The 17,272-nt window shown below is 63.5% G+C and carries 15 protein-coding genes; 5 read left to right on the forward strand and 10 right to left on the reverse strand.

Annotated features, from left to right (window positions below):
* Positions 1–21 precede the first annotated feature (21 nt).
* From NKI17_RS33350 to NKI17_RS33375, 6 genes are all read right to left on the reverse strand, one after another.
* Positions 22–678, reverse strand: coding sequence for a GNAT family N-acetyltransferase (locus NKI17_RS33350; protein ID WP_352571440.1), 657 nt, complete (start codon positions 676–678; stop codon positions 22–24).
* Positions 675–1,445 carry an SDR family oxidoreductase gene (locus NKI17_RS33355; protein ID WP_352907489.1) on the reverse strand — a complete coding sequence of 257 codons (771 nt, stop codon included), beginning with the start codon at positions 1,443–1,445 and terminating at the stop codon, positions 675–677. The genes NKI17_RS33350 and NKI17_RS33355 overlap by 4 nt, the downstream gene beginning before the upstream one ends.
* The gene (locus NKI17_RS33360) at positions 1,442–2,437 is read right to left on the reverse strand and encodes an ABC transporter permease (protein WP_352575964.1); all 996 of its coding nucleotides are present in this window, start codon (positions 2,435–2,437) and stop codon (positions 1,442–1,444) included. The genes NKI17_RS33355 and NKI17_RS33360 overlap by 4 nt, the downstream gene beginning before the upstream one ends.
* A 163-nt stretch (positions 2,438–2,600) precedes the next feature.
* Positions 2,601–3,641: a sugar ABC transporter substrate-binding protein gene (locus NKI17_RS33365; RefSeq protein WP_352571438.1), complete on the reverse strand. Its 1,041-nt coding sequence runs from the start codon at positions 3,639–3,641 to the stop codon at positions 2,601–2,603.
* Positions 3,642–3,680: 39 nt separating this feature from the next.
* Positions 3,681–4,445, reverse strand: coding sequence for an ATP-binding cassette domain-containing protein (locus NKI17_RS33370; RefSeq protein ID WP_352571437.1), 765 nt, complete (start codon positions 4,443–4,445; stop codon positions 3,681–3,683).
* On the reverse strand, positions 4,442–5,608 hold the full coding sequence (locus NKI17_RS33375) for an ROK family transcriptional regulator (RefSeq protein WP_352619162.1): 1,167 nt from the start codon (positions 5,606–5,608) through the stop codon (positions 4,442–4,444). The genes NKI17_RS33370 and NKI17_RS33375 overlap by 4 nt, the downstream gene beginning before the upstream one ends.
* A gap of 324 nt (positions 5,609–5,932) precedes the next feature.
* On the opposite strand from NKI17_RS33375, the gene NKI17_RS33380 reads away from it, so the two are divergent.
* A complete protein-coding gene (locus NKI17_RS33380) occupies positions 5,933–6,724 on the forward strand; it encodes an alpha/beta fold hydrolase (RefSeq protein ID WP_023674672.1) in 792 nt (263 codons plus the stop codon).
* A gap of 75 nt (positions 6,725–6,799) precedes the next feature.
* Here NKI17_RS33380 and NKI17_RS33385 read toward each other — a convergent pair whose 3' ends face one another.
* Together NKI17_RS33385 and NKI17_RS33390 are read right to left on the reverse strand one after the other, a co-directional pair.
* Positions 6,800–8,080, reverse strand: a complete 1,281-nt coding sequence (locus NKI17_RS33385) for a M23 family metallopeptidase (RefSeq protein ID WP_352907490.1) — start codon at positions 8,078–8,080, stop codon at positions 6,800–6,802.
* Between the two features lie 138 nt (positions 8,081–8,218).
* On the reverse strand, positions 8,219–8,686 hold the full coding sequence (locus NKI17_RS33390; RefSeq protein WP_352571434.1) for a peroxiredoxin: 468 nt from the start codon (positions 8,684–8,686) through the stop codon (positions 8,219–8,221).
* A gap of 96 nt (positions 8,687–8,782) precedes the next feature.
* On the opposite strand from NKI17_RS33390, the gene NKI17_RS33395 reads away from it, so the two are divergent.
* Positions 8,783–12,157 carry a hypothetical protein gene (locus NKI17_RS33395; RefSeq protein WP_352907491.1) on the forward strand — a complete coding sequence of 1,125 codons (3,375 nt, stop codon included), beginning with the start codon at positions 8,783–8,785 and terminating at the stop codon, positions 12,155–12,157.
* 428 nt (positions 12,158–12,585) lie between these two features.
* Here NKI17_RS33395 and NKI17_RS33400 read toward each other — a convergent pair whose 3' ends face one another.
* Positions 12,586–13,149, reverse strand: coding sequence for a TetR/AcrR family transcriptional regulator (locus NKI17_RS33400; RefSeq protein ID WP_352622769.1), 564 nt, complete (start codon positions 13,147–13,149; stop codon positions 12,586–12,588).
* A gap of 110 nt (positions 13,150–13,259) precedes the next feature.
* On the opposite strand from NKI17_RS33400, the gene NKI17_RS33405 reads away from it, so the two are divergent.
* On the forward strand, positions 13,260–14,048 hold the full coding sequence (locus NKI17_RS33405) for an SDR family NAD(P)-dependent oxidoreductase (protein ID WP_352572762.1): 789 nt from the start codon (positions 13,260–13,262) through the stop codon (positions 14,046–14,048).
* A 58-nt stretch (positions 14,049–14,106) separates the two neighbouring features.
* Positions 14,107–15,201 carry an alkene reductase gene (locus NKI17_RS33410; protein ID WP_023674678.1) on the forward strand — a complete coding sequence of 365 codons (1,095 nt, stop codon included), beginning with the start codon at positions 14,107–14,109 and terminating at the stop codon, positions 15,199–15,201.
* A 530-nt stretch (positions 15,202–15,731) separates the two neighbouring features.
* Here NKI17_RS33410 and tyrS read toward each other — a convergent pair.
* Positions 15,732–16,985 (reverse strand): tyrosine--tRNA ligase, encoded by a 1,254-nt coding sequence (gene tyrS / locus NKI17_RS33415; RefSeq protein ID WP_352907492.1) that lies wholly within the window; start codon positions 16,983–16,985, stop codon positions 15,732–15,734.
* On the opposite strand from tyrS, the gene NKI17_RS33420 reads away from it, so the two are divergent.
* Positions 16,972–17,272: hypothetical protein (locus NKI17_RS33420; RefSeq protein ID WP_352907493.1), on the forward strand; the 301-nt coding region annotated here is incomplete at its 3' end. The genes tyrS and NKI17_RS33420 overlap by 14 nt on opposite strands.

Raw genomic sequence — 17,272 nt, forward strand, 5'->3', positions numbered from 1 at the left:
GGGCGATTGGCTTGTCGCAGATCAGCCTGCAATCGCCGGAGCGTGAGCAATCCGTTTCGCCACATAAACACAACGCTTCGATGAATCAGCGTCCTGCACCACCGCAAATCCAATCGCCTTGTAGAACCTTAGCGCACCATCGTTCTCCGGCATGACTTCGAGGTGGATGCCGGTCGAGCCGCTCGCGGCAAGCCCCTGCTCGAGGAAGGCCATCGCGCGCCTGCCGATGCCTTTCCCGCGCGCTTGCGGCAACACGTCGATATGGCCATGCGACGGATAGGCGGTCAGCGCAGGCGGAACAGCGAAATCGGGATGATGGACCCGATGCCGCGCCCAGTCGCTGCCGCGCCAGCGCGAGCTGTCGGGTCCCGGGTCCGCCACGCGCCGCTGAAGGTCGGGATACCACTCTGATGCCAGGCTGGCATTGAAAGCGCCCGTATCGGCCGCGCCAAGCAGGTAGCCGGCCGCACCTGCGGGACTATCGATAATGAAGGCCAGCTCGGGTTCGAGCACCTGGTAGGGAATAGTGTAGAGGAGGCCGAGCAGTTCCGGGTCGTCCTCGCGGCCGCTGGCGTCCTTGCCGGCATCGCCGGTCTTGAGACAGATCATCGCAAGCGCTGCATGATCGGCGGTGGTCGCCCGGCGCAGGAAGAAACCGCCGCCGAAATCGAGGATCATGGCGGCAGCAGCCGGAAATCCTTGCCCTCGGGCAAAAGCTGCCCGCCGTCGACGATGATGGTCGTGCCCGTGATGTAGCTGGCATCGTCAGAGGCCAGGAACAGGAAGGCATTGGCCACATCGCGAGGGCTGCCGAGACGGCCGAGCGGGATGGCGTCTTCCATGTTCTTGATGAAGGCCGCACCGCGATGCTGCTCTATGCCTTCAGTGAGGATGTTGCCGGGCTCGACGCCGTTGACTGTAATGCCGTAGCCCGAGAATTCGAGCGCAGCCGAACGGATCAGTCCATTGATGCCGGCCTTGGTCGCTGAATAATGGCCGTGGCCGGGGCTGGTGACATGCGGGCCGGTGATCGAGGAGGTGAACAGCATGCGGCCAAAATGCTGTGCCTTCATTGGCACCAGTGCGGCGCGAGCAGCGATGAAGCTGCCGCGCAAGTTTACCGCCATGACCCGGTCCCAATCGTCGGGACTGGTGTTTTCCAGCAATTGCCAGGGATAGATTCCGGCATTCTGCACCATGATGTCGAGCCGGCCGTGACGGTCGAGCGCCAGTGCAACAGCAGCCTCGGCATCAGCCATCTGCGAGATGTCGGCGCGGATGAAGGCGGCGCCGAGTTCGTTCGCGGTCGCTTGCCCCGCCTCGGCCTCGGTGTCGGCCAGGACCAGCTTCGCGCCCTCTTCGGCAAAACGCTGTGCGATGCCCTTGCCGATGCCACGTGCGCTGCCGACGATCAGCGCGACTTTGTCTTCCAGACGGCCGGTCATGCCAGCCTCTGGCGAATGGTCTGCTTGAACGCGTCGAGCAGCACGGCGGCGAGCACCAGCAGGCCGTGGATCACCTGGGTGAAGTTGGCCGGCAGGCCCATCAAATTGATCGCCGTGTTGATGGCCGAGAGCAGCAGCACGCCGGCATAGACGCCGGGCAAGGTGCCGACGCCGCCCTTCAGGCTGACGCCGCCGATGACGACCGCGGCGAAGGCATTGAACAACAGGCCGACGCCGAGATTAGCTGTCGCGCCGGAGGTGCGGATCGCCAGCACCCAGCCGGCAAGGCCGGCAATGGCGCCGGCAAGGACAAAGGCTATGACAAGGTTGCGGTTGACGCGGATGCCGGCGCGGAAGGTCGCCGTCTCGTTGCCGCCGATCATGACCAGGTGCCGGCCGAAGGGCGTCTTGGCCATGATCAGCGAGAACACCACGAAACACGCAATGGCGATCCAGGCTGTCAGCGGCAGGCCACCCAGGCGCTGGATGCCGAACCAGCGGATCGCCGGCGCAAGGTCCTGCGCCGAGCGGCCGCCGGAGATGACCAGCACCAGGCCGCGCACCCAGATGTAAGACGCCAGGGTGATGATGAAGGCGCTCATCTTGACCCTGACCACCAGGTAGCCGTTGAAGGCGCCGATGAGGCCGCCGACCGCAAGCGCGATGAGCAGCGAAACTGGAACCATCAGCCATTGCGGCTGCAACTGGATGCCGAGGCCGATGCCCGATGAGCAGAACAGGATGCCGACCGCCATGGCGCTGAGCGCCGCCACCGATTCGACCGACAGGTCCATATGGCCGGCGATGATGACTAGCGCCAAGCCGATCGACATGACGCCGAGCACGCTCGACGCCTCGATGATGTTGGCAAAAATGCCGAGCTGAAAATAGTTCGGGATGAGGATGGAAAAGACCACCAGCACGAAGACCAGCATGAACCAGACAAGATTGTCGAGGATGAACTCGAGGGTTTGGCGCGTGCGGGGATTCATCTGCGGATCCAGTTGGCGCCGACCCCGAAAAAACCACTCGGTTTTCGGAAAGATCAGGCGCGGTTGAAATTTGCTGCAACGTTCCCGTGCGCGTCCGCTTGAACGCACCGGGCTGCAGGGCTTGGCTCCGGGCCTGTGTGGCCCGGAGCTTCTGGCGAGTTTGCTATTCGACCGGCTTTATGGTTTCGGTCGGCGGCTTCATGTTGCCCCAGAAGGCAGGGTTATCGACATTTTCCTTGGTGATCGCAGCGCCGGGGATCTTGATGTTCGGCCCCCACGCTTCTTTGGTCAGGGTCGATTTCAGGCCAAGCACATCATATTCGCCGGGCTTGATCTCCTGCTTGTTGACCACCTTGTCCATGAACATGGCGACCGCCGCGGCCTGGGCATAGAGCGGCTGCTCGACTTCGACGTTGAGCCAGCCCTTGCGGATCAGGTCGAGGCCGACCGGAGCGCCGTTCGAGCTCATCAGCATGACGTCGCCCGGTTTCTTGCCGGCGGCCTCGAGCGAGGCGACGGCAGCGACCGAAAGATGCGCTGCATGGCTGAAGATCAGGTCGATGTCGGGGTTGGCGAGCAGCTGGTCGTTCACGATGGTCCCGGCTGCATCCGCCGCCCATTGCATGGCCGGCAGCGAGATGATCTTGACGTCCGGGAACGCCTTCATCTTCTCCTCGAAACCCTTCTGGATATCGAGCGTGTAGGGGTCGCCCGGATCGCCGAGCACCTGCAGGATCTTGCCCTTCACCGAGCCGTTTTTCGCGGTCAGGAGCTTTTGCGCCTGGTCGGCGGCGACGTAGCCGATCTCGACGGTTCCGGCCACCGAGGTGAAGTCGGACGGGGTCGAGGTGATCTGGCGGTCGAACTCGACGACCGGGATGCCGGCGGCGCGGGCGGCCTCGATCGACGGTTTCAGCGCATTGAAATCGACGGCGGCAAGAATGATCGCCGACGGCTTCAGCGCGATGACGTCGTTCATCTGCGATTGCTGAGCGTCGGTCTTGTTGTCGGCGTTCAGCGTCTTCATCTCGTAGCCGACCTGCTTCAGGAACAATTCCAGCGCGCTCACCGAGCCGGTCTGGAACTCATCGAGCAATGTCGGCACCATGTAGTAGACGGTGCCCTTGGATTGGGCGAATGCCGGCGTGAGCGTGGCAAAGGCCAGTGCCAGGATACCGAAGACGGAAAGAAGTATTTTCTTCATGTCGTTCGCTCCTCTTGCGCCGGACCCCTCGTTTGTCCCTCAGTTCGTCGGTCCGGCACCGGCGAGCGTCTCTCCGGTGATCATGTTGATCACCGCGTCGGGACTTGTTTTGTTGCGTGCGACGTCGCCCGCCACGACGCCTTGCCGGATCACCACGATCCGATCGGCGACCTGGAAGGCCTGTTGCATGATATGAGTGATTATGACGACGCCGATGCCCTGGCTCGCCACCTGGCGGATCATGTCGAGGCCGCGCCGCGTCTGCTCGACGCCGAGCGCCGCGAACGGCTCGTCGAGAAGCACCAGCTTGCCGCCAAAATGCACGAACCGATTGAGCTCGATGGCCTGCCGCTGGCCTCCGGAAAGATGCTCGACATTGGTGCGAAGCGAGGGAATGCGGGTGCCGGCGCTGGCCAGTGCCTTTTGCACCACCTGCTCCATGGCGCGCTCGTCGAGCACCGGAATGCCGAGAACCTTCCTGCTGATCTCGCGGCCCATGAAGAAATTGGCGACCACGTCGACATTGGTGCAGAGCGACAGGTCCTGGTAGACCGTCTCGATCCCCGCGGCCTTGGCCTCGGCGGGGGATTTGGCGAGGAATTCCTTGCCTTCGAACAGCATGCGGCCGGAGGTCGGCTCGAGGCCGCCGGCAATGATCTTGACCAGCGTCGATTTGCCGGCGCCGTTGTCGCCAAGAAGCGCCACCACTTCGCCCTTGTCGATCGAAAAGCTGATGCCTTTCAGCGCTTCGATGGCGCCGTAATTCTTGGCTACATTGTCGAGCACCAGCAGCGGTTCACTCATGCTGCGATCCCCTTGTTATGCAAGAGATCCCGACCGCGTTCGCGCTCGGCGGTGAAGATCTGGCCGAAGCGCGGCGAAAGCACTCCTGAGACGGCAAGCGCGGCGGCGCCGCGCAACACCGCGTGCTGGCCGCCGCGTGCGACGCTGACGCGGGGCGTCGTGCGGTCGCTTCGCGCCGAGACCGAATTGGGCAGGTGCGCGGCCGCGCCGGCAAGCCTTTCGAGCAGGTCGGTGGACGCCAGCCCGCCGAGGATGATGGTTTCGGGATCGAACAGGTTTTCGATGATGGTGACGGCGTTGCGGAAGATCGGCGCAATCTCGCTCACCCACTCGGCGTCGGCGATGTTGCGGCGCCGCAGCGCCTCGAGCGAGAGATACCGTTCGAGGCAGCCGCGATTGCCGCACGGGCAGGGCTCGCCGCCCGGCACCGCGGGAATGTGGCCGATTTCACCGGCGTTTCCCCAGGCGCCGCGCAATGCCGCCCCGTCATGCACCATGACGCCGCCGAGACCGACGCCGAAATAAAGATAGTAATACTCGGAATATGCCGTTCCGAGGCCGTAGAGGCGCTCGCCGATAGCAGCCGCCGCCATATCGGTTTCGAAAAAGGCCGGCAGTCCGGTCGAGGCGGCCAGCCGCTCGCGCAGCGCCACATCCTTCCAGCCGGTCATGGTGGTCGGCCCGACAAAGCTCATGGACTCCACGCCGAACGGTCCGGGCAGCGCCATGCCAATGCCGAGAACGCGGCCACCGGGCCGCAATGCCGTCAATTCGAGCACCATGGCGCCGATCAGCTCGAAAGCGTGGTCGGGCGTTGCATTTGGGGCTTCGCGGTAGGTGCTCTCGATAACATCGCCGCTTAGGTTGATCAGGGCGGCATTGATGCCCAGCGGGGTGACGTGGATGCCGACGGCATAGCCGCCTTCGGGATTGATGCGCAGCGTTGCCGGTGGCAGGCCGCGCCCCTTGGGCTCTTCGCGCAGCGACAACACGTAACCGTGCTCTTCCAGCTCGCGAACGATGGTAGACACCGTCTGCACGGTGAGTCCGACCCGCCTGGCAATGTCGCCGCGGGCGATCGGTCCGTGAAGGCGGATGGATTCGAGCACGATACGCCGGTTATACGGCCGCCCGAACTCCTGATTGGTCCCGCGCAATGCCATGTCTGGCGCCCTCTCGAGAGAGCAGAGGTTCGCACCGAATATTTATTCAGTCAAATGGAATTCAAAAATAATTCGCCTGTGGCCAAGGTCCTTCTAACGCCGGCGAATTCGCGCCCGCCGGCGGATGGGCCCAACTCTGGCAATTTTCCAGCATGAAGCGCCACCGGTTGGACGGGACGCCAGGCATGACCTTGGCCGGCATTCCGATCAGCGCCCTGAAGCCCATTTCGGAACCGGTTGTGAGCCGGCCAAGGATCGGAGTTCGTTGCGCCTTTCCGTTGCAGGGAGCATACTTCCTCTCGCCGGTCTGCGGGAGGAGATGCGATGCCGAAGCTGACCCTCGACGGGATTGATCTCGGCTATGAGGTGCGGGGCGACGGGCCGCCGGTTCTGTTCGTCCACGGCAGCGTCACGAACGGCATGATGACATGGTCCGCCCAGCAACCGCTTGCGGAGCGCTGGAAGCTGGTTGTGATCGACCGGCCCGGATACGGATCAAGTTCCCCTGCCGAACGCGAGGATTTCGTCGTCGACGCCGGACTGGTCGCCGGATTCCTCGATCGGACGCATGACCTCTGGGACGAAAGCCGCGTCCATCTGGTCGGGCATTCCTATGGCGGCGTCATCTCTCTTCTTGCAGCAGCGATGCGCCCGCGAGCGATCCGTTCGCTCACGGTGATCGAGCCGCCGGCCTTTGACCTTGCGCGCGGGGATGTTGCCGTGAATGAACTCGTGACGCGCCTGAAGACCCACTGGCAAAGCGGACCCCGCGACGATCCCGCGCTTTTCTTGCGCCAGTTCCTCCATCTGGTCGGCTCGGCGATACAATTGCCAGACCCGCTGCCGCTCCCGCTCGCGCAAGGCGCGGCCATGCTCGTCGTCGAACGCGGGCCATGGGAGGCCGAAATTCCGCTTCGGCAACTTGCCGATGCGCCGTTCCCGAAACTGGTGGTATCCGGCGGGCACAGCGCAGCATTCGACGCCGTCTGCGACGTGCTCGAAAACGTGCTTGGTGCCGATCGTGCCGTGATCGCCGGCGCGGGGCACAGCGTTCAGCAGACCGGTGAGCCGTTCAACCGGCGGCTCGGCGCGTTCATGGCTGCTGCTGAGGGCTGAAAGCGATCTATCTTTGATATTGCGTGGCGGGCGGTTGGCCGCGCGCTAGGCTTCACGCCGAATGAATCGCCGGCTCTACAGATACCGCTCGACCTTCTTGCCGACGGTCAAAAACCGCAGCGGATCGATTGCCTCGCCGTTGTGGCGGACCTCGTAATGCAGATGCGGGCCGGTTGAGCGGCCGCTGTTGCCGGTCTTGCCGATGATGTCTCCGGCATCGAGCTTCTGTCCGACGGCGACGTCGATTTCGCTGAGATGCCCGTAACGCGTTACAAAACCGTTGCCGTGGTCGACCTCGATCATGCGGCCGTAGCCGCCGTTCCAGCCGGCCTTGACGACAACGCCGGCTGCCGTGACCTTGGCTGGCATACCGACCGGCGCCCTGAAATCCATGCCGGAATGCAAGGCGGCCGTGCCGAGGATGGGGTCGGTGCGCACGCCGAATGGGCTGGTAACGCTGCGGCCGGGGGCGGGGTTGGCGAGCGGCAGCCGGCGCGCTTCCTTTTTAAGATGATCCAGCGCGTCAAGAGCCTCGTCCAACTCCTTGACCTTGCTGTCGAAGACCAACGAGCTGTCGAGTGGTATCAGCGGGCCGCCAACGTCGCTCTTTTCGAATTCGCTATCGACGGGCAGGCCGGCGGCCTCGAGCGCCTGCGAGATCGCGTCGGCGCTTTTGTAGGCATTGTCGGCAAGTGTAGCGATGCGGGTGAGCTGCTGGCTCTCGATGGCCTTCAGCGAGTTGTTGATCGAAACGAAGAGCTTGTCTGCCCGGTCGGCCGCGCTTTCGCTCGGCAGCGGATCGGCGCGGGTCGACCACAGCGAGAACAGCCTGGTGTCGTCAACGCCCACAGGAGCGGCAAGGCTGGCGACAGTATACGCCGTCGGCTGGATACTCCCGGTCGCGTCGGCATGTTCGTCCGGCTTTGCCGCCGGCACGGGCGGCGTTGCGACCTCGTTTTCGGCTCGTTCGAGGATCGGGCCGAGGCGGCCGTGACGCAGGCTGAGCTGGCTCTGCCGTTCCAGCAGCTCGCTGACCTTGGTTTCCATCAGTTGCTGATCGAGTAGCTGGCGGCTGGTGATGCGGTCGACCTGGCTGCGCAGTGCCGAGATGCGGTCTTCGTAGGCCTGCTGCATGCGCGCCTGCCGCGCCGTCGTGGCACCGATCAGATCGTCGCGCAGCACCAGATAGGAGGTCGCCAGCAGGTAGCCAATGACGATCGCCGCCAGCGCCGAGCCGCAAAATGCCGCAAGCCACGGGCGTATGGTGAAATGCCTTATCTGGTCGCCCCGGGCGATGATGACCGTGTGGGGCTCTTTGCGTCTGCCGAAGACCGCTGACTGACTGGCTACGTTCACGGGACCAAGCTTTCGTTACGACACCAACGACGAGCCTGATTACACATTATTAGGGTTAACAAAGTTTTGCCGGATCGAACGACAGGCAAAGGTCTTCGCGCAAAACGGGTATCGAATTGCAGCGGCCTGGCGCAGCTCTCAAAGGGCGTGAACCGCCTCCAGCACTTCTTCGGCGTGCCCCTTGACGCGGACGTTGCGCCAGATCCTGGCGATGCGTCCGTCCCGGCCAATTAGGAACGTCGCCCGCTCGACGCCCATATAGGTGCGGCCGTAGAGCTTCTTTTCTACCCACAAATGGTAAGCCTCGATCACTTTGCGCTCTTCGTCGGCGACAAGGTCGACGCTCAGATCGTATTTCGCCTTGAATTTGTCGTGTTTCTTGACGCTGTCCGGCGAGAGCCCGATGACGACAGCGCCGGCCTTTTCGAACTCCGGCTTCAACTGCGAAAAGCCGATCGCCTCGTTGGTGCAGCCTGTGGTGTCGTCCTGTGGGTAGAAATAGAGTACGATGGGTTTTCCCAGCAATGCGGCGAGGCTGAGTGAACCGCCGCCGTCGCGCGGAAGATCGAACTGCGGCGCAACATCGCCCACGTCGAGGTCAGCCATATCGATGCCCTTGTTTGAGGTTACGCGCCAGGCTGCATCGATATAATGTCGAGCGGGGATTCGTCCACGATCGAATTCGTTTCAACGGAAGATTGCGTGGATCAGGAGCTACCGCAGCACGAGAAGATCAGGTTCAGGCGTGACGAGATCACCGACCTGGGAACCTTTCCGTCCGCGTGCCGCGTCCCGCCGCTCGGCCAGGCGTCGATCGGTCGCGGCGTCCGTATGATGGCGCGGCTGTTTGCCGGCCTTGTCGCCCTTGTGTTGCTGGCTGCCGCCGGCGTCTATGCGATCGGCGTGTCCGGCTTCGGCTCGGAGCGGCTTCGCGCGGAAGCCGAAACGGCAATCGAGAAATTGGCCGGCTTCGATGTCGACGTTGCCGTCGGGCCGGCACGGCTGACGCTTGACGGGTCGAGCTTCATTGCGCTGCAGGTCAGCGACGTCAGCCTCAAGACCGCCGACGGAAAACCAATGGCCGATGCAGGCCGGGTCCGCTTCGGCATCCGGCTGATCCCGTTGCTTTCGGGCGAGGTACGGCTGACCAGCGCCCGGATTTCCGACGCGCACATCGTCATGGCGGCAATGCCGTCCGGCGGCGACTGGACGGCCGAGCTGCGCAACCAGGACGGCCTCATCGATCCGGAAAAACTTTCCGCCGCCGTCTTCGCCAACCTCAACCGCGCGCTCGACGCGGTGCGCGAGGATTCGATGCGCCAGATCGATCTGCGCAACGTCGAACTGGCACTGCCCGAGACCGGATCCGTCAAGTCGGTCACCATCGCCGAGGCCTCCGTCTCGCAGTCGGGACCGGGAAGCATGGAGTTTTCATCCGACGCGGATGTCGACGGCAGGGCGCTTACCATCGCCGCTTCCGCCACCCGCGATCCGGCGACGCGACGCATCACCACGCTGGACGCCAGCATCCAGGCAGCGGATGCCGACACTGCGGCAGGTGGCAAATTGGGTGCGATCGCCTTGAAGCTGGCGGGGTCGGAAGGGACCGACGACAACGGTTCGCGGCTGACCGCTGCCCTGTCACTGACCGGATCGGTGCTCGATCTCGGTTCGCGCGGCCTGCTTCCGGCCGACATCGATCTCGATGCAACACTCGTCGCCGGGTCGAACAAAATCCAGGTCGACAGTTTGCTGGTGAAAACCGGCCGCTCGACCTTCGATTTCGCCGGTTCGATCGGGCCGAAGCCGGCTACCGGCGCAGCGGGCGAGGAGCCATCCTATCGTTACGACCTGACCAGCGACGGTTCGACCCTGGCGCCTTCCGATTCGCCGGAGCCGGCACTCAGCTTCATTGCCCGTATCGCCGGCGTCTACCAGCCGACGAGCCAAAAGCTGGTCGCCGAGCAGATCGGCGTCCGGTCCGGACCGGGCAGCGAAGTGCTGGGCACGGCTTCGGTTTCATTCGTCGCCAACCAGGCGCCGGGCATATCGGTGGCGCTCAATGTCCACGACATGCCGGTCTCGCACGTCAAGCAATTATGGCCATGGTTTTCGGCGCGCAATGCCAGGCTGTGGGTGCTTAAGAACCTGTTCGGCGGCCGCGTCGTCGATGGCAGCCTGCAGTTCCAGGTCGTGCCCGGACGGCTCGGCAACGGCGTGCCGCTTTCCGCCGATGAAGTGTTCGGCCGATTCCAAGTCGAAGGATCGCGCTTCGACACGGCCGGCCGCATTCCGCCGATCCGCGATGCCGTTGGCGTCGTCGGCTTCCACGGCAATGACGTCGACGTCGCGCTGTCGTCGGGCAGCGTCTATATGCCGAGCGGCCGCACGGTGGCGGCGAGCAACGGCACGCTCACCGTCAAGGCGGCGAACCATCCGCCGGTGATCGGCGCGCTCGACATCGATGTCGCCGGCGAGGCGCCGGCAATCGCCGAGCTGGCATCCTTTGACCCGATCAACGCCATGCGCCATGTTGGCCTGCTGCCGGACGACCTGTCCGGCACGGTGACCGGCCACGTCAAGGCCGATATTCCCCTGCAGTCCGGTGTCGACTCTTCCAAACTCGATTGGCTGGTGGCGCTCGACTACAAGGACCTGTCGCTGGGCAAGCCGTTCGAGGGCCAGACGGTCAGCCATGCCGATGGCTCGATCACCGTCGCGCCCGACCGGGCGGTGATCTCGGCGAAGGCGCTGCTCAACGGCATTCCGGCCGAGCTCGACCTGATCGAGCCGCTCAGGGATGGCGGCCCGCCGCGCAGTCGTAAAGTGGCGCTGGTGCTCGACGACAAGACGCGCGCCACCGCCATGCCTGGCCTGTCGACGCTGCTTTCCGGAACCATCAAGGTGGCGATCGACAAGAGTGGCACCGGCAACCAGAACGTGTCGGCCGACCTGACCAATGCCAGGCTGGGCATTCCCTGGGCCGGCTGGAGCAAGGGCCCCGGCATTCCCGCCAAGGTCGTCTTCGCCATGGCGAAGACCGGCGACACCACGACGTTGTCCAATTTCGAACTCGACGGCAAGAGCTTCTCCATCGACGGCAGCGCCGTGCTGGTCAACGGCGCCTTGTCCTCGGCCCGGTTCAGCAAGGTCACGTTGAACAGGGGCGACGACGTCGCCGTCTCGGTGAAGCGGTCGGGCAAGGCCTATGCGGTCGAGGTCAGCGGCAGCGCGCTGGACGCACGCTCGCTGATCAAGCAATTCACGTCCGACGTCGACACCGCCACCAAGACCACTGGCGTCGATGCGATCTCGGTCAGCGCCGACGTCAGTTCCCTGACCGGCTTCCACGACGAGGTGCTGTCGAATTTGAAGCTCGACTACAGCGCCGCCGGCTCCCGGGTGAACGGGCTCAAGGTGAGCGCCACGGCAAGTTCGGGAGCCGCCATCACCATCAGCAACACGACCGGCGGCGGCCTGCGCACGCTCAACATGAAGTCGGCCGACGCCGGCGCCATACTGCGCTTCCTCAATATCTACGAGCATATGGAAGGCGGCTCGATAACGCTGGCGCTGACCGGGGCCGGCGACGGGCCGATGAAAGGCCAGGTCGACGCCAAGAACTTCTTTATCGTCAATGAGCCGAAGCTCGCCTCGATCGTGTCGACGACGCCGGCCGGCGACAACCGCAGCCTCAACGAAGCGGTCAAAGGCAATCTCGACACGTCGAGGGTGAAGTTCGAGCGCGGTTTCAGCGAAATCGACAAGGGCAGCGGCTATCTGAAGCTGCGCAACGGCGTGCTGCGCGGCTCGCGCATCGGCACCACCTTCCAGGGCACGCTCTACGACCAGAACAACAATATGGACATGACCGGCACGTTCATGCCGGCCTACGGCGTAAACCGCATCTTCGGCGAACTGCCGCTGATCGGCGCACTGCTCGGCAACGGCCGCGACCGCGGCCTGATCGGCGTCACCTACAGGCTCAAGGGCAACGCCAACAAGCCGAACCTGGAGGTCAATCCGCTATCGGTGATAGCGCCCGGGATTTTCCGGTCGATCTTCGAGTATCGCTGAGGTCAAAACCCAATTACCTCGAGCGACCGAGTTTTGATCTTAAGCGGCCGCTCGTCCGCCCCGCGAATTCACGCCCATGATCCAAAGGCGACTGACGTCCGCCCGGGCCTAAATGGCCGCTTTGCGCCTAATGTCGGCCGTTAAAGTTAGTTGTGCCACCGCCTTACAGCGGACATCACCGGCGACCGCGCTTGAGGGCGTAGTTGCGCCAGGAGCGGTCATTCGATGTTCTGCCGTTGAACGGCTTCATTCGCCAGTTTAGCGGAAATTGGGCGACAGCATGGTTGCCTCAACAGGGAAGTTCGAAACCCTCTTGGTCCGCGAATCCCGCTGATTGCACGCTGCGGTGCGATATTCTGCAAGATAGCCACCCAACCAACGCCGATAGCCGCATTGCTCTCGACAAGAGCACTCCTGCCGCACACCACCTAGCTGGCAGACACTTGGCTGATCCCGGCATCGACCCAGGCACGCGTCTGCTCAAGCACTTCATCCGAGAGCGCGGGATCGTCGATCGCCCGGGCGAGGATTACTGCCCCCACCATCGCTGCCCAGCTTCCGATCGCCGCGCGGCGTCTGTCTGCCGGATCCAACTCCGGGAGCGCCTTGCCGATACGGTCGATCTGCGATCGTAGGCCTTCCGTCATGGCCGAGCGTGCAGCCTGGGTCTGATGGCGGATGGCTGCGGCAAGGCCCGCCGTCGGGCAACCGCCGGCGCAGTTGTCGCGATGCCGGGGCGAAAGATAGGAACCTACATAAGCGCGAAGATCGCCCCCTCCGCCTGAGTCCGCGGCGAGGACGTGGGCAAGGGTCTGCGCGATCAGGTCGTCCTTCGAACTGAAATGGCCATAGAAGCCGCCATGGGTGAGCCCGGCGGCCTTCATCACTTCCGCCACGCTGACCGCGTCGAACCCCTTCTCGCGAAACAGCCGGCTGGCCGCATCCAATATCCGGTGACGGTTCTCCGCCATCTGCTCTCGACTGACCTTCATTTCAAAATTCTCCGTCGGCCCCGTTGACATTTACATGATGCCCATCATATTTAGCCGCAATCATGATGATCGTCATGAATATAGGTTCCATCAGAGAAAAGAGCAATGCCATGACCACCATTCCATCAGTCCTCATCACCGGCGCCTCCACGGGCATCGGAGCTTCCTATGCCGAACGGTTCGCCCGCCGCGGACACGACCTCGTGCTGGTTGCCCGTGACGTGGCACGAATGGAGGCACTGGGAGCCCGGCTCCGTCAGGAAACTGGCGTTGCGATCGACATCGTCCAGGCTGATCTTACGCAGCCTGCCGAGCTTGCAACGGTAGAGACGAGGCTGCGCGATGACGCCCGCATCGGGATTCTCGTCAACAATGCCGGAACAGCCATCGGCGGAAGCTTCATCGAGCAGAGTACCAATGACGTCGCCCGGCTCGTTGCGCTCAACACGACCGCGCTTCTGCGACTTGCCAGCGCCATCGCCCCGCGACTTGCGAAGGCGGGTGCAGGGGCGATCGTCAACATCGGTTCCGTGGTCGGGCTGGCGCCGGAGTTCGGCATGACGGTCTACGGCGCAACCAAAGCCTTCGTGCTGTTTCTGTCGCAGGGGCTCAGCCTCGAGCTTGAGCCGAAGGGCGTCTACGTCCAAGCCGTGCTGCCCGCCACGACGCGAACCGAGATCTGGGGCCACGTCGGCGCCGACATCAACACGCTCTCCAACGTGATGGAGGTGGACGATCTGGTTGACGCGGCGCTGGTCGGCTTCGACCGCCGCGAACCGGTGACCATCCCGCCACTCCCCGATGCCGGTCAGTGGGACGCGCTTCAGGCCGCGCGCCAGGCCATGCTTCCGAACTATCGGAACGAACATCCCGCCGAGCGGTACCGCAAGGTCGCCTGAGCACCAACGAATCCATTTGATAACGACCTCGTCGCGGCGGGGACAAACAAGGTGACCTATGACCAACAAAGCACTTTTTGAGCCTTATTCTCTCGGCTCGCTGACGCTCTCCAATCGTATCGTCATGGCGCCCCTCACGCGCAATCGCGCTGGCCCGGGCTTCGTTCCGGGTGATCTTGCCGCCGAGTATTACGGCCAGCGGGCCTCCGCCGGCCTGCTGATCTCCGAGGCCACGCAGATCTCGCGGCAGGGACAAGGTTACCAGGACACGCCCGGCATCTATTCTCAGGCTCAGATCGACGGCTGGCGAAAGGTCACGACCGCGGTGCACGCCAAGGACGCGCGGATTTTCCTGCAGCTCTGGCACGTCGGCCGCGTCTCGCACGTCGATCTGCAGGAGAACGGCGCCGCGCCCGTCGCGCCCTCGGCAATCCGGGCCGCGACCAAGACGTTCGTGAACAACGGCTTTGTCGAGGTTTCGGAGCCCCGCGCGCTGGCGCTCGACGAGCTTGCGGGGATCGTCAACGATTTCCGGCAAGCAGCGGCGAACGCCATTGAGGCCGGCTTCGATGGCGTCGAGATTCATGGCGCCAACGGCTATCTGCTGGACCAGTTCGCCAAGGACGGTGCCAATGTCCGCACGGATGCTTATGGCGGATCGGTCGAGAACCGCGCCCGGCTGATGCTGGAGGTTGCGACTGCGGTGGTCGAGGAGATCGGCGCAGAGCGCACCGGCATTCGGATTTCGCCCGTCTCGCCCGCCAACGGCGTCTCGAGCAGCGCCCCCCAGGCGCAGTTCGACTATATCGTCGATCAACTCGATGCTTTGGGCATCGTCTATATCCATGTCGTCGAGGGCGCCACGGGCGGATCGCGCGATGTCGCGCCGTTCGACTTCGGATCGCTCCGCCGGCGCTTCAACAATACCTATATCGCCAATAACGGCTATGACCTCGAACTCGCGGCGTCGCGGCTCGCCGAGGGCAAGGCGGACCTCTTCGCCTTCGGGCGCCCGTTCATCGCCAATCCCGACCTTGTGGAACGGCTGAAGACGCGCACGCCGCTGACGGAGTTCAACTCGGCGACGCTCTATGGCGGCGGCTCCGCTGGCTATACCGACTATCCCGCGATCGCCGCCTCAAGCCGCCCATGAGCTATCGGAGGGCGGCGCCTGCGAGGCAGCCATCCCACGTGACAGCAGCGCCTCAGGGCATCTCTCTGGCGCTCCGCTCGAACTGGTGTCCAAACCCAGGGATTCAGGAGGGCCATGGAGGGCTATAGCATAGACGTTAGCTGCTCTGGTCCGCCCAGGACCAGCCAGGCGAGATTCGTAGCACGTCGTACGTTCGCTTTACAGGCGCAAGCGGACCCGTTCACCGTGATTTCGACTGTCGTGAATGGGTCAGATCGCGTCGATGCATGGGGGCGCCTGAACGTCCGCTTCTCACATTCCAAGCCGCCAAGCCGCAAGTCCGCTTCCGGCCCCGAACAAGACGTTCATCGAAGCGCCGCAGAACGTCCGCTATTTGCGCTACCTGCTCGTTCCGATCGATGAGACGAATGGCATCTCGGCCATTCTCGGGAGCTAGCTGATTAACCTCGGCGGTGATTCCGAACCGAAGGTCAGCGCCGCAAGATGAAACCGGTTTCGGAAAAGATCTAACAGGAAGTGCCGGGCCCTGGTCAGACCGGCCGCACCAGAACGTGCTTCTTCTTGCCGAGCGACAGTTTCGCGACGTTTTCCGGGCCAAGGTCCTGCAGCGTCACCATCCTGCGATCGTCGGAAACTGGCTGGTCGTTGAGGCGCACGGCGCCGCCCTGGATATGCCGCCGTGCCTCGCCGTTGGACCCAGCCAGCCCGGCGGTGACGAACAGCGACAATATGCCGACGCCGGCTTCAAGATCGGCCCTGCCCACCTCGACGGTTGGCAGTGTTTCGGCGAGCGCCCCTTCTTCGAACGTCTTACGCGCCGTTTCGCTGGCCTCTTCCGCCGCCTCGCGGCCATGCAGCATGGCGGTGATTTCGGTGGCGAGGATCTTCTTGGCTTCGTTGATCTCCGAGCCGCCGAGCCGTTCGAGGCGTGCGACCTCGGCGAGCGGCAAGGTCGTGTAGAGCTTCAGGAAACGGCCGACATCGGCATCCTCGGTGTTGCGCCAGTATTGCCAGAACTCGTAGGGGCTCAACATCTCCGCATCGAGCCAGACCGCGCCCGAGGCCGACTTGCCCATCTTGGCGCCGGACGAGGTGGTGAGCAGCGGCGTCGTCAGCGCATAGAGCTGCGCGCCTTCCATGCGATGGCCGAGATCGATGCCGTTGACGATGTTGCCCCACTGGTCGGAGCCGCCCATCTGCAGCCGGCAGCCGAGGCGCTTGTAGAGCTCGACGAAGTCGTAGGCCTGCAGGATCATGTAGTTGAATTCGAGGAACGACAGCGACTGCTCGCGCTCCAGCCGGAGCTTGACCGAATCGAAGGCCAGCATGCGGTTGACCGAAAAATGCCGGCCGACATCGCGCAGGAAATTGACGTAGTTGATGTCCATCAGCCAGTCGGCATTGTTGATCATGACGGCGTCGTTGGGGCCGCCGCCAAATTTGAGGTAGGGCGTGAAGTTGCGGCGGATGCCGGCGAGATTGTTCTCGATGTCCTGCGGCGTCAAAAGCTTGCGCGCCTCGTCCTTGAACGACGGATCGCCGATCATCGAGGTGCCGCCGCCCATCAGCGCGATCGGCCGGTGGCCGGTCTGCTGCAGCCAGTAAAGCATCATGATCTGGATCAGCGACCCGGCATGCAGGCTCCTGGCGGTGGCGTCGAAGCCGATATAGGCGCTCACCGTTTCCGTGGCGAAAAGCTGGTCGAGGCCGGCATCGTCCGAGGTCTGGTGGATGAAACCGCGCTCGCTCATCGTGCGCAGGAAATCGGATTTGAAGGCGGACATTTTCTTTCCCGAAAAGCTTCCGGCCGAACGCGGCTCGGCTATGGATGAAGGCGGGCGTTTAGCACTCAAGCGCGATCAGCAAAAGTGGAATCCGGTTTTGCGTCCGATCGCGCTTCGGATGGGTTTGCGCGATCAGCAAAAGTGGAATCCCGTTTTGCGACACCCTCTTGCCTTCTCCCCTTGTGAGACCTTTGCACAGAAGCCGATTGGTGATTCTGTGATGATGGTCGAAGCAGGGAGATTCGGGATGGCGGATCGTGTTCTGGGTCAGTTGAGTCTGGCGGACG

Source organism: Mesorhizobium sp. M0816, assembly GCF_040320005.1.
Classification (GTDB): Bacteria; Pseudomonadota; Alphaproteobacteria; order Rhizobiales; family Rhizobiaceae; genus Mesorhizobium.